At 41.0% G+C, this 12,375-nt stretch carries 10 protein-coding genes; 6 read left to right on the top strand and 4 right to left on the bottom strand.

Annotated elements, in window-relative coordinates; all coding sequences use genetic code 11:
- The first annotated feature begins 12 nt into the window (after positions 1 to 12).
- The gene (locus R5R67_RS09070) at positions 13 to 765 is read left to right on the top strand and encodes an AraC family transcriptional regulator (RefSeq protein WP_000177074.1); all 753 of its coding nucleotides are present in this window, start codon (positions 13 to 15) and stop codon (positions 763 to 765) included.
- Positions 766 to 832: 67 nt separating this feature from the next.
- Here R5R67_RS09070 and abaF read toward each other — a convergent pair whose 3' ends face one another.
- The 3 genes from abaF to R5R67_RS09055 form a co-directional block, all read right to left on the bottom strand.
- Positions 833 to 2,122, bottom strand: coding sequence for a fosfomycin efflux MFS transporter AbaF (gene abaF / locus R5R67_RS09065; protein ID WP_000214022.1), 1,290 nt, complete (start codon positions 2,120 to 2,122; stop codon positions 833 to 835).
- A gap of 158 nt (positions 2,123 to 2,280) precedes the next feature.
- Positions 2,281 to 3,861 (bottom strand): aldehyde dehydrogenase (NADP(+)), encoded by a 1,581-nt coding sequence (locus tag R5R67_RS09060; RefSeq protein WP_000932307.1) that lies wholly within the window; start codon positions 3,859 to 3,861, stop codon positions 2,281 to 2,283.
- Positions 3,862 to 4,013: 152 nt separating this feature from the next.
- Positions 4,014 to 5,585: an APC family permease gene (locus tag R5R67_RS09055; RefSeq protein WP_000203773.1), complete on the bottom strand. Its 1,572-nt coding sequence runs from the start codon at positions 5,583 to 5,585 to the stop codon at positions 4,014 to 4,016.
- Between the two features lie 449 nt (positions 5,586 to 6,034).
- Between R5R67_RS09055 and R5R67_RS09050 the strand changes: the two genes are divergently transcribed.
- On the top strand, positions 6,035 to 7,414 hold the full coding sequence (locus R5R67_RS09050) for an L-serine ammonia-lyase (RefSeq protein ID WP_000470953.1): 1,380 nt from the start codon (positions 6,035 to 6,037) through the stop codon (positions 7,412 to 7,414).
- Between the two features lie 43 nt (positions 7,415 to 7,457).
- Here R5R67_RS09050 and paaZ read toward each other — a convergent pair whose 3' ends face one another.
- Positions 7,458 to 9,560: a phenylacetic acid degradation bifunctional protein PaaZ gene (paaZ, locus tag R5R67_RS09045; protein ID WP_000892946.1), complete on the bottom strand. Its 2,103-nt coding sequence runs from the start codon at positions 9,558 to 9,560 to the stop codon at positions 7,458 to 7,460.
- Positions 9,561 to 9,825: 265 nt separating this feature from the next.
- On the opposite strand from paaZ, the gene paaA reads away from it, so the two are divergent.
- The 4 genes from paaA to paaD are packed head-to-tail and all read left to right on the top strand — an operon-like array spanning position 9,826 to position 12,372.
- Positions 9,826 to 10,764 (top strand): 1,2-phenylacetyl-CoA epoxidase subunit PaaA, encoded by a 939-nt coding sequence (paaA, locus tag R5R67_RS09040; RefSeq protein ID WP_000431122.1) that lies wholly within the window; start codon positions 9,826 to 9,828, stop codon positions 10,762 to 10,764.
- A gap of 32 nt (positions 10,765 to 10,796) precedes the next feature.
- On the top strand, positions 10,797 to 11,087 hold the full coding sequence (gene paaB / locus R5R67_RS09035; RefSeq protein WP_000389648.1) for a 1,2-phenylacetyl-CoA epoxidase subunit PaaB: 291 nt from the start codon (positions 10,797 to 10,799) through the stop codon (positions 11,085 to 11,087).
- A 12-nt stretch (positions 11,088 to 11,099) separates the two neighbouring features.
- A complete protein-coding gene (paaC, locus tag R5R67_RS09030; RefSeq protein ID WP_001016793.1) occupies positions 11,100 to 11,855 on the top strand; it encodes a 1,2-phenylacetyl-CoA epoxidase subunit PaaC in 756 nt (251 codons plus the stop codon).
- A 16-nt stretch (positions 11,856 to 11,871) separates the two neighbouring features.
- Entirely contained in the window at positions 11,872 to 12,372 is a 501-nt protein-coding gene (paaD, locus tag R5R67_RS09025) for a 1,2-phenylacetyl-CoA epoxidase subunit PaaD (RefSeq protein ID WP_001177941.1), read from the top strand.
- Positions 12,373 to 12,375 lie beyond the last annotated feature (3 nt).

Genomic DNA, 12,375 nt, shown 5'->3' with positions numbered 1-12,375 from the left:
CCGCTCTAGCTCATGACTTTGGTTCAAATTCCGAAACTAACTACCACTTTGGAAGATTTCTTAAAAAATCTGGAAAGTATAGAACCATTGTTTGATGCTTTATCTTCGGTGGTTTTTTTCATCAAAAATACCGAAGCACGCTATGTCTTTGTCAATCAAACATTAGTAAATCGCTGCGGTCTAAAGGATAAAACTGCAATATTGGGAAAAACCTCTTCTGAAGTTTTTCCTCATTCACTTGGAAAAATATATACATCGCAAGACTTGCAAGTTATTCGCCGTGGTAAAAAGTTAACAGAGCAATTAGAGCTGCATTTATATGCAAAAAATCAGTCGGGTTGGTGTTTAACTTATAAAGAACCTTTATTTGACGCGGATGGAAAGTTAGTAGGAATAGCGGGTATTTCTAATGATTTAAATGTACCTGAAAATACACATCCTGCTTTTTACAAAATGGTTCAGGTTGAGGAATATATTAAAAAGAATTACGCCGAAACCATTACTTTGGCGCATTTGACCGCAATTGCTGGCGTGTCGGTGGCTCAGTTAGAACGTTATTGCAAAAAAATATACCATTTAACGCCTCGGCAAATGATTAGCAAAATTCGTCTCCAAGTCGCCACTGAACTGCTTGCGACTGACTTACCGATTACTCAAATTGGTTTGCGCTGTGGTTATACCGACCATAGTGCTTTTTGTCGTCAGTTTAAGTTGCATACAGGCATGTCACCTACTTTGTATCGGGCCTCTATCAAAAATATTTAGATAAAAAAATGGGTTGTATAGAACAACCCAAAAATGATTATTAAGTGCTTAATTTGTATATTAAAGATTAATCTTTAAAAGCTAGAGATCGGCCTTTGGTTTCTTTCACAAGCAAAATCGAGACAATAGAAATCAGACTTGCGGCAACCAAATATAAAGAAATCGGAATTGAGCTATTAAATTCTTTGAGTAAGGTTAAGGCAATTAATGGAGCAAGAGAACCTGCCATAATTGGTGCGACTTGATAACAAAATGAAAGCGCCGTATAGCGGATGTGAGTAGGAAATAACTCAGTCATTAGGGCAGAGTAAGGCGAATAGGTCATGGACTCAATAAATAAACCAAGCACAATTGCTAACATAATGAGCCAGTCATTGCCTGTATCCATTAAAGGAAAGCCGACAAAACCCCAAAAAGCAGTAAGTACAGCCCCAATAAGATAAATAGGTTTGCGGCCAAATATATCGCTTAAATGTCCCATAAAAGGAATAATAAAGAAATGGATCAGATGAGCACCAAACATGAGCAGTAAGATCTGCGAAGTATCTTTATGGACGACTAACTTTAAATAACTGATCGAAAAAGTAACCACCATATAGTACAAAATGTTTTCTGCAAATCTGGCACCGATACCCGCAATAACAGATTTCTTATGATATTTTAAAACCTCAATAATCCCGAGTTGTTGTTTTTCAAGAAGCTGTTGTTTGGCCTGTGCTTCTTTAAACACTTCGGCATCGTCTACATTTTTTCGAATCCATAAACCAATCAGTACCACGACTGCTGAGAACCAGAATGCACAGCGCCACCCCCAGTCTAGGAATTGTTCGGGTGAGAGGTTTTTTGAAAGTAATAATAAAACCAGTGTGGCTACTAAATTTCCGAGCGGTACACCAGTTTGTGGCCAGCTTGCCCAATAACCTCTGCGATCATCTGGACTGTGCTCTGAAACTAAAATAACTGCGCCGCCCCATTCACCACCAAAAGCAAAACCTTGAATTAAACGCAGTATCACTAGGAGTGTAGGAGCCCAATAGCCAATTTGATGAAAGGTCGGAATACAGCCCATTAAAAAAGTAGTGATACCGACAATAATCAGGCTAATTTGCAATAATTTCTTACGTCCAATTTTATCGCCGTAATGCCCAAACACGAGGCCACCGAGAGGTCTTGCTAAAAATCCAACGGCATACAGGGCAAAGGCCGCCAAAATGCCATCTATAGCATTGCCAGTTTGTTGAAAGAAAAGTTCGCCAAAGACGAGGGCAGAAGCGGTTCCATAAAGGAAAAATTCATACCATTCTGCTACGGAGCCGACCATAGAGGCCGCTACTACCTTTTTTAGTGTTGTCGTCATATACCAATATCCTTATTTGAAAATATATTACGCATTGATTTGATGGAGCATCGTGCTATTCATTTTTTGCACTTTTTTATTTAAATAATGTGCAGTTACGCTGGAGGCTTTGAACTAAAAAAAGGAGTTCATCACTTGGATAAACTCCTTTAAAAATATTAAAGAGCAGCTTTACTCATTTCACCATTGACTAAGCGCGCGATACCAAGTGGATTGGCATTTTGAAGGGCGAGTGGCAATAAGTGATCCGGATAGTTTTGGTAGCATACTGGACGTAAATAACGTTCGATTGCCAAGGTTCCTACCGATGTACCGCGTGCATCTGAAGTTGCAGGATATGGCCCGCCGTGTACCATGGCATCGCAGACTTCCACACCTGTTGGGTAACCATTTAGAAGTAAACGTCCTGCTTTTTCTTCGAGTAATGGAATAAGGGTCGCGAAGTTCTCAAAATCTTGTGGCTCGGCAATTAATGATGCTGTAAGTTGACCACGTAGACCATTTAAAGCGAGAGCAAGCTGCTCTGCCGATTCAACTTCAATCACAATCGTCGTTGGGCCGAACACTTCTTCTTGAAGTAATTCATCATGCTCTAGTAAAAGAGATACATCGGCTTTAAAGAGCTGAGGATAGGCTTGCGGACCTTGTTGAGGTTGACCCGCTAAATGCTCAATCTTGTCATGTGCGAGTAATTCTTTAAGACCATGCTCGTAGCTTCTTAAAGTACCTTTGTTAAGCATAGTTTGTGGCGGTTGTTGAGCCATTGCAGCCTTGAAATGCTCAAGGAATTGGCTAAATTCAGGTGATTTAATTCCAATAATTAAACCGGGATTGGTACAAAACTGACCGCAGCCTAAAACCACTGAACCACTAAGTTCGGTCGCAATTTTATCACCACGCACTTTTAGAGCTTCGGGTAATAAAATCATTGGGTTAATGCTCGACATTTCGGCAAAAACAGGAATGGGTTCAGGACGTGCAGCAGCTAAATCGCATAGAGCACGACCACCTTTGAGTGAACCGGTAAATCCAACGGCTTTAATTGCAGGATGTTTTACCAGTGGCTCACCGACACCTTGACCATAAATCATGCTAAAGATACCTTTTGGCATGGCGCATTTCTCAATCGCACTACAAATGGCATTTGCAATTGATTCGGCTGTTGCCATGTGACCGCTATGAGCCTTCACAATAACTGGACATCCAGCCGCAAGTGCTGAAGCGGTATCGCCACCCGCAGTAGAAAAGGCGAGAGGGAAGTTACTTGCACCAAATACGGCCACTGGTCCAACACCGATTTTATATTGACGTAAATCTGGACGTGGAAGTGGCTGGCGCTCAGGCAAAGCCAAATCAATACGGGCACCTAAATAGTCACCACGGCGTAATACTTGAGCAAATAGGCGTAATTGACCAGTAGTCCGCCCACGTTCACCGCGAATACGCGCTTCCGGTAAGGCAGTTTCTTGACAGACTGTTGCAATAAACTGGTCATCAAGCGCATCAATTTCACTGGCAATCGTTTCTAGAAAAACAGCGCGTTGTTCAGGCGTAGTTTGTCTAAAAGTCGGATAAGCCAATGCAGCTGCTTGAGCTGCCTGATCAATTTCTTCAGGAGTTGCTTGAGCAAACTGATAAGGTAATGCTTCATCTGTTGCAGCATCGTAGCTTAATACAAACTTACTGCCTGCACTTGAACGTTGGCCTGCAATAAAATTTTGACCAGTAATATTTAACATTATCAACCTCACTTGAGAGTGAACGCCAAAAGTGGTTCTTCTGACGTTAGAGAGTTATCAAAGCGAAGGTTTTACATTTGAAGATATTGTATTTTGTATACGATATTAATCAAAAGAAAACCTTAACTTATATGTGTTTAAGCAAACGATTGCTAAGCTTCATCGTCATTTTTAATCAGTGCTTTTGGTAAACCTGAGCGTATTCCCCAGTAGTAGCAACCAAGAGAAATCACCATGACGAATAAAGTGTCGAAAGGCGCGGCTAATAGGTGTGATGCGCCATCACCGAAGCTGCCAAGGTAAGAGGCAAGAATCATTAAAATGTAGTAAACAAGAAGCCACGCTGATGACTTTAACTGTTGGGCAAGGCTGACTTCTTGGGTTGGCACGTAGCGCTTAAAAATGACATAGAGTGCAAACAACACGATTTGTGCGCCTAATAACCATGAAATGACATTCCAGCCAGACCAATACACAATAAAAGACGCAATGACAAAAGCGAGAGGCCCGAGAACAGTAAATCCTTTTACATAGAATGGACGTTCAAGCTCAGGAGCATTACGGCGTAAAGCACCCACTGTGACAGGAGCAAGGGCATAACTTAAAACTAAAGCTGCCGAAACTACGGAAATTAATTTATCCCAAGATGGAAACGGCATGGTCCAAAATACTGAAAGTGCAAACGTTAACCATAACGCATAACGTGGAATACCAGATTTTGGATCTACACGCGTAAAAATACGGAAGAATGTATTACTGTTCGACCATGCATAAATGACACGTGGAGTTGCAGCCATATAGATATTGCCGCAGCCAGACGGAGAAATAATGGCATCTGAAACAACTAACAGTGCTAACCATCCCAAACCTAATAACATGGCAATGTCGCGGTAAGGTAATGGGAACTTGTCACTAAGTCCTGACCAACCATTTGCTAACATATCGGTAGGTACTGCACCTAAGAAAGCAACTTGAAGCACTACATAAATAATCGTTGCCAAAACGACAGATAAGATGAGTGCAAAAGGAATCGTAAATTGAGGACGTTTTACTTCACTTGCTACCGAAATAATCGGCGTTAAACCCAAATACGCAAAAATAATACCGCCAGCAGATACGGCACCTTGTACGCCGTGAGCGCCCATTGGAGCAAACTCGGTCATTGAAAAGTTTGCAGGTTTAAAATGGTATAGAAGTGCAACCATCACTAAAACCGGAACAGCAAATTTCAATGCACTGATGAGGTTGTTGGCAATTGCAAAGGTTTTTACGCTGTAATAGTTCAATGCAAAAAATACGCATAAAAGTGCAAACTGAAACAACCATCCAATGGTCGTTGGAGTTCGAACACCATCATGTACGGCGGTAAGAGAAGGGAACCATGCGGCTGCATATTCGCGGGCAGCGACGACTTCAATTGCAATTAAACTTGAAAAGGCAATTACGGTCACAGAACCCAATAAATATCCTTGTAATGGGCCATGTGAAAATACGGGATAACGGATAATACCTCCTGCTCGGGGTAAGGCTGCGCCTAACTCACAATAAATAATTCCCAGAATTAAAACGGCAAAGCCCCCAATAATCCATGACAATATACCCGCAGGGCCGGCTTGAGAGGCCACATGACTTGCTGAAAATAACCATCCTGAACCGAAAATGGCGCCTAAGCCAATGAATGTAAGATCCATTAGAGATAACTGTTTTTTAAACTGACTTGTCATTACGTTTTCCTTAACGACAGAACTATTGTTCTTTCATATATCGTATACGATATATGGTTATTGGTAAATAGGGGAATTTTTATTCTATTTATGGGCAATGAATGATTTAAATTCTATGTAAATGTTTGTTTTTAATTGATTTTAAACATTTTAAATTTCAAGTGAATAACTTGAAAACCAAATATTTTTTATAAAAAATTGGCAAAGGTTTGTGATTTTATTTGCTCAAAAGAACAATTCTTCAATATTGGTTGAGTCATTTACCATTTAAATTAATGGAAAATTCAATTTTTTAAAAAGGCTGTATTAGCAATTGATTGTGTTGTTTTTAGGCAATGAACCATTTATTTTCAGTGCTTTATAGATAGCTTAATGATAATTTTAAAGCTATCCGAAAGGACACAATAATGACGAACATACGAATAATAATGAATCGAAGGTAGGACCACGTGTTTATTAGTGTATTTGATCTTTTTAAAATTGGCATCGGCCCATCTAGCTCCCATACAGTTGGACCTATGCGTGCGGCATACAGTTTTGTGGAAGATTTATTGAAGCAAAACGATTTACAAGCAACGGTTAGAGTTCAGGTGAAGTTATACGGTTCGCTGTCGGCAACCGGTGTTGGTCATGCGACAGATAAGGCTGTTCTGTTAGGTTTAATGGGTTTTGATCCTGAACATATTGATACCCAAGTAAGTACAAGCTTGATTGAAGATGTTCTTGAAAATAAAGCCATCCAGCTTAATCAGCAAAAGACTATTTCTTTTGACTATAAGCATGATGTGCTTTTTTTAGATGAATCTTTGCCTTATCACCCCAATGCAATGGAACTGATTGCGTATAACGAGGCTCAAGAAATTTTATATGCAGAAACTTACTATTCGGTTGGTGGCGGTTTTATTGTTAGCCAAAGGCAATTAGCAACAACTCAAACTGAAACTAACGACGTTAAGGTTCCATATCCGTTTCACAGTGCGGCTGAACTTTTAAGCTTATGTAGAACTCATCATTTATCAGTGAGTGAGTTAATGCTTGAAAATGAAAAAAGCTGGCGTAGTGAAGCTGAGATTCGTAGCAAGATTATGGAAATCTGGAAAGTGATGCAGCAATGTATTCACAACGGATTAATTAATGAAGGCATATTACCGGGCGGATTAAACGTAAAACGTCGGGCTAAAAAAATTCACGATAAGTTATTAAATAAGAAAAACTCAAACCTGATTGTGACGACTTTTCATGCGATGGAATGGGTCAATTTATTTGCCTTAGCGGTAAATGAAGAAAATGCTGCTGGCGGTCGAGTAGTGACGGCACCTACAAATGGGGCCGCAGGAATTATTCCGGCAGTTTTATATTACTACGTGACTTTCTCTAAAGACTTTTCCGAAGATAAAGTGGTTCGTTTCTTTTTAAGTGCGGCAGCCGTTGGCATTTTATGTAAACTCAATGCTTCTATTTCTGGTGCAGAAGTAGGGTGTCAGGGAGAAGTCGGCTCGGCATGTGCAATGGCTTCGGCAGGCTTAGCCGAGATTTTAGGAGCATCGCCTGAACAGGTGGAACATGCGGCTGAAATTGGGCTTGAACATAATTTAGGTTTAACGTGTGACCCGATTGGTGGTTTGGTTCAGGTGCCTTGTATTGAACGAAATGCAATTGCAGCCGTAAAAGCCATTAATGCAGCCCAAATGGCACTTCATGATGACGATGAACACTTTGTCACACTAGATAAAGTCATTCAGACTATGAAGGAGACGGGCAGAGATATGTCTGAGAAATATAAAGAGACTTCAAAAGGCGGCCTCGCTGTTAACGCCATTGAGTGCTAAAAAAATGAGATGGGGACGAGGTGACCCCATCTCATTTTAAACATTAAGCCTCGCGAGCAACTAAGGTTAAAATGTCGTAGGTTGCGACAAGTTCACCACGTTGGTTTTTGACTTTAATATCCCATACTACAACGCCATGCGCAGGTTGAGACGGGTCTTTTTGTGGTTTAGGGGTTTTTTGTTTACAGGTAAGTTCAACTTGGATTGAATCACCGATTTTAACTGGTTCAACAAAACGTAAGTTGTCCATACCGTAGTTGGCAATCACAGGGCCTTGTGCTGCATCTACAAATAGACCTGCTGCAGCAGACACAATGAAGTAACCGTGTGCCACACGCTCTCCAAAGAAAGACTCGGCCGCTGCGATTTTGTCAGTATGTGCATAGAAGTAGTCACCGCTTAAACAAGCAAAATTGACAATATCGGCTTCAGTCACTGTACGGCGCGCAGTTAATAAACGCTCACCAATCACTAACTCATCAAAAGACTTCTTAAATGGATGTACGCGGTCTTCATTAACTTTTGAGCCAGCAGTCCATGAATGGGTAATTTGCGTCAGGCTGTTTGGTGAACCTTGAATTGCAGTGCGCTGCATGTAGTGTTTAACGGCGCGAATACCACCTAACTCTTCACCGCCACCTGCACGGCCAGGGCCGCCGTGTACTAAATGTGGAAGTGGTGAACCATGACCTGTACTTTCTTTTGCTGACTCTGCATCGAGTACATGCACACGTCCATGCCAAGGCGCAATTTTTTGAATAATCTGCTCAATATTCTCATCGTTATTTTTAACGACAGAAGCCACTAGGCTACCTTCACCACGTGAAACAAGGTCAGCTAGTTCTTCAATGTTTTGATATGGCATGAGTGTACATACCGGACCGAAAGCTTCCGTGGTATGAACATTCATTGCTTGTAAAGGCTGTTCGCACACCAATAAAGTTGGAGCGAAAAAAGCACCTTTTTCAGGATGATCTGCATTAAATGTAAAACTATCGTTGCCACCAAAAACAATTTTTGCATCTTTGCTGAGTTCGGCAACTTTTTCTGCAACATCATGTTTTTGTTTGATGCTCGCTAAAGCACCCATGGTGGTTTCTTCTTTTTGAGGGTCGCCCACCACAACTTTAGCAAGTTTGGCAGTTAGTTTTTCTTGCACAGTCGCTAATAAATTTTCAGGAACGAAAGCACGACGAATGGCAGTACATTTTTGGCCTGCTTTGGTGGTCATTTCACGGAAGACTTCACGCACAAATAAATCGACAGTTTCTTCATTTGCCTCAGGGCTTAAAATTGCACTGTTTACCGAGTCGGCTTCCATACTAAATGGAATCGAATATTTATTGAGGTGAGGGTGGTTACGTAGTTTTTGGCCTGTGTAGGCAGAACCTGTAAAAGTCACGCAGTCTTGTGGGCCTAACTGTTCTAACAGGTCATAAGTCTGACCGCAAATGAGTTGTAGTGAGCCTTTTGGTAAGACATGTGTTTCTTCAATGGCTTTTACAACTGCTTGAGTTAATTGGGCACCATCGGTTGCTGGTTTCACAATACATGGCACGCCTGCAAGTAGCGTCGGTGCAATCTTTTCAAGCATTCCCCAAATTGGGAAGTTAAAAGCATTAATGTGAACGGCAACACCTGCTTTAGGACTTAAAATGTGTTTAGCACCAAAAGTCCCATTTTTAGATAATTGAATCCAGCTATCTTCAGTAATAATTTTTTCATCATTGAGTTCACGGCGAACCAGACTTGAATAAGCAAATAATGTCTGGATCCCACCTTCAATATCAATCCACGCATCTTTACGAGTTGCGCCTGTGGCATAAGCAAGTTTGTAGAAGTCTTCCTTACGTTCAAGTAAATGTTGGGCAATTTGTTTTAACGCATTAGCACGTTGGTGAAACGTCCAGTTAGCCAGTTCTGAACCATTCTGTTTGGCATACTGAACAACACGTTTCATATCTATGCCATGACTACTTACGGCATAAATCGATTCACCTGTAATGGCATGATAAACGGTACGTAATTCTTCGTCAGACGAATGCCATGTTCCATAGACATAAGAAGCAAGATGAGGCAGTTGATGCTCAGACTGCTGAAAATCTGTGTCAGTTGAGGTTCCTTCTAGGTGTGCTTGTTCAAGCATGACCAAACTCCTTTTTTATGTGATACATCAATTATAAAAATTGTGAAAATATGATTCATAATTTCAGATTAATTTGTCTAAAAGTCAACTTTATTTTGATTTATAAAAGTAAAAAGGTTTTTTACAATTAGTTTAAAATTAGTAATTTCAATAACTTGATGTGTTTTATTGTTGTGGATTTAATTTGATACTAAAAAATTAGTTGACTTTGTTTTTTGTGTATCGAAAAATAGATTTAAGGGTGATACCTACAGGGAATGAAAGAATGGAAAACAATTACCAGAAATTTGAACAAAATATTGCCAATGAAATTACGATCGAGGCTAAGGATCATATGCCTGATGCCTACCGCAAAACATTGATTCGTCAAATCGGGCAACATGGCCATTCTGAAATTGTAGGTATGTTGCCTGAAGGAAACTGGATTACTCGTGCGCCAACTTTAAAACGCAAAGCGGTTTTGCTCGCGAAAGTACAAGATGAAGCGGGTCATGGTTTATATCTGTATAGCGCAGCAGAAACCTTAGGTGCTGACCGTGATGACATGATGGAAAAGTTGATTAATGGGAAAATGAAATACTCATCAATCTTTAACTATCCAACTTTGACTTGGGCAGATGTCGCTGCAATTGGTTGGCTTGTCGATGGGGCAGCCATTGTGAACCAAGTTGCGCTTTGCCGTACTTCATATGGGCCATATGCACGTGCGATGGTACGTATTTGTAAAGAAGAAAGTTTCCACCAACGTCAAGGTTTTGAAGCCATGATGGCTTTGGCAAACGGTACACCGGAACAAAAACAGATGGCCCAAGATGCAGTGAACCGTTTCTGGTGGCCAGCACTCATGATGTTTGGTCCAAGTGATGAGCACTCTCCAAACAGCGCACAAAGTATGGCGTGGAAAATCAAACGCTTTAGTAACGATGAATTACGTCAAAAGTTTGTCGATAACACCGTACCTCAAGTGTTGCAACTTGGCTTGGAAGTACCGGACTCAGATTTAAAGTTCAATGAAGAAACAGGCCACTATGAGTTTGGCGAGATTGACTGGCACGAATTTAATGAAGTAATTGCCGGACGTGGACCATGTAATCACGAGCGTATCGAAGCACGCCGTAAAGCATGGGAAAACGGCAAATGGGTTCGTGATGCAGCAGTGGTCTACGCGAAAAAACAGCAGCTTGAAGCGAACAAAGTGGCTTAACAAGATTTATGGAAAAATTTGAGGAAATCAAAATGGAAGATAAAAACAACTGGTCGCTCTACGAAGTATTTGTACGTAGTAAACAAGGCTTAAGCCACCGTCATGTAGGCAGCTTAAGAGCACCTGATGATGAAATTGCACTGCAACATGCTCGTGATGTTTACACGCGCCGTAATGAAGGAATTAGCATTTGGGTAGTTCGTTCAGAATTGATTAAGTCATCACAGCCAGATGAAAAAGCTGAATTTTTCGATCCTTCTTTAGACAAGGTTTATCGTCATCCGACTTTTTACCATATCCCAGATGGCATTGAGCACATGTAAGGGGAATGGCAAATGAATCATTCAGTTTTATCTAAATTCTTATTACATATTGGCGACAGCCAACTGGTTTTATCTCAGCGTTTGGCTGAATGGTGCGGGCATGCACCTGAGCTTGAAATTGATATTGCCTTAGCCAATATCGGCTTGGACTTGTTAGGTCAAGCAAGAAACTTTCTAACTTTGGCTGGTCAATATGATGAAGCTAAGCGTGATGAAGACCAACTTGCGTATTTCCGTACAGAACGTGAGTTTTTAAACCTATTGTTGTGTGAACAACCCAATGGTGACTTTGCACAAACGATTGTACGCCAGTGGTTGATGGACCATTACCATCTTCATTTATTTACGGCTTTAGCACAAAGCTCACTTCCTGAATTAAGTGCGCTTGCTGTGAAATCTTTAAAAGAAGTGAAGTATCACATCCGCTTTTCGACAAGCTGGATGGAACGTTTAAGTTTAAGCACAGATGAAGCGCATCAACGTGTGCAAGACGGTTTAAATAATTTATGGCGCTTTACCGCTGAATTATTTGAACTGAGTGCAGACGAGCAAGCACTAGTTGCAGAAGGCGTGATTCCAGATTTTTCAAATGAAAAAGAACAATGGAACCAAACCATTGCAGATGAGCTTAAGCGTTTTGAATTAAATGTTGCTGTGAACGGTGCTTATCGCCGTGGTGCGAAACAAGGATTGCATACCGAGCATTTGGGTTATTTGTTGGCTGAAATGCAATGTATTCAAAGAACTTATCCGGGAATGACCTGGTAAGACAAGGAGGTGAGCCATGCAAATGATTCGTCATTGCATCGACCAATGTTGGGATGTTCTACAAACGGTAAGCGACCCTGAAATTCCGGTTTTATCGGTTGTCGATTTGGGCATGATTCGCGGTGTAGAGATTAACGATCAACAAGAAATTATTGTTCGTCTAACTCCAACATATAGCGGTTGCCCAGCAACAGATATGCTCAAAACACAAATTGTTGAGGCATTTACCGCAGAAGCTTTGACACCGGTCAAAGTCATGGTCGATTTATCAGAAGCATGGACCACGGACTGGATGTCTGAAGCAGGGAAAAAGAAACTGCAAGTTTATGGCATTGCACCACCTGAAGGGTTGGCGCATCAGTGTGGAACTCACGTTCATTTAAATGATGGTGTCGAGTGCCCACGTTGCAAAAGCCGACATACTCGACTGTTAACAGAGTTTAGTTCTACCGCCTGTAAAGCACTTTATAAATGTCAGGACTGTCTTGAGCCTTTTGATTACTTCAAATGTATTTAAGTC

This window comes from Acinetobacter sp. OYA S30, from assembly GCF_033599315.1.
GTDB classification, from domain to species: Bacteria; Pseudomonadota; Gammaproteobacteria; order Pseudomonadales; family Moraxellaceae; genus Acinetobacter; species Acinetobacter baumannii.
Note: the sequence above shows the minus strand (reverse complement) of the source record. Positions and strands in the feature narration are given on the sequence as shown.

Coding starts and splice junctions, on each gene's coding strand:
- R5R67_RS09070 (WP_000177074.1), top strand. CDS start 13: ATGACTTTGGTTCAAATTCCGAAACTAACTACCACTTTGGAAGATTTC.
- abaF (WP_000214022.1), bottom strand. CDS start 2,122: ATGACGACAACACTAAAAAAGGTAGTAGCGGCCTCTATGGTCGGCTCC.
- R5R67_RS09060 (WP_000932307.1), bottom strand. CDS start 3,861: ATGTTAAATATTACTGGTCAAAATTTTATTGCAGGCCAACGTTCAAGT.
- R5R67_RS09055 (WP_000203773.1), bottom strand. CDS start 5,585: ATGACAAGTCAGTTTAAAAAACAGTTATCTCTAATGGATCTTACATTC.
- paaZ (WP_000892946.1), bottom strand. CDS start 9,560: ATGCTTGAACAAGCACACCTAGAAGGAACCTCAACTGACACAGATTTT.
- paaA (WP_000431122.1), top strand. CDS start 9,826: ATGGAAAACAATTACCAGAAATTTGAACAAAATATTGCCAATGAAATT.
- paaB (WP_000389648.1), top strand. CDS start 10,797: ATGGAAGATAAAAACAACTGGTCGCTCTACGAAGTATTTGTACGTAGT.
- paaC (WP_001016793.1), top strand. CDS start 11,100: ATGAATCATTCAGTTTTATCTAAATTCTTATTACATATTGGCGACAGC.
- paaD (WP_001177941.1), top strand. CDS start 11,872: ATGCAAATGATTCGTCATTGCATCGACCAATGTTGGGATGTTCTACAA.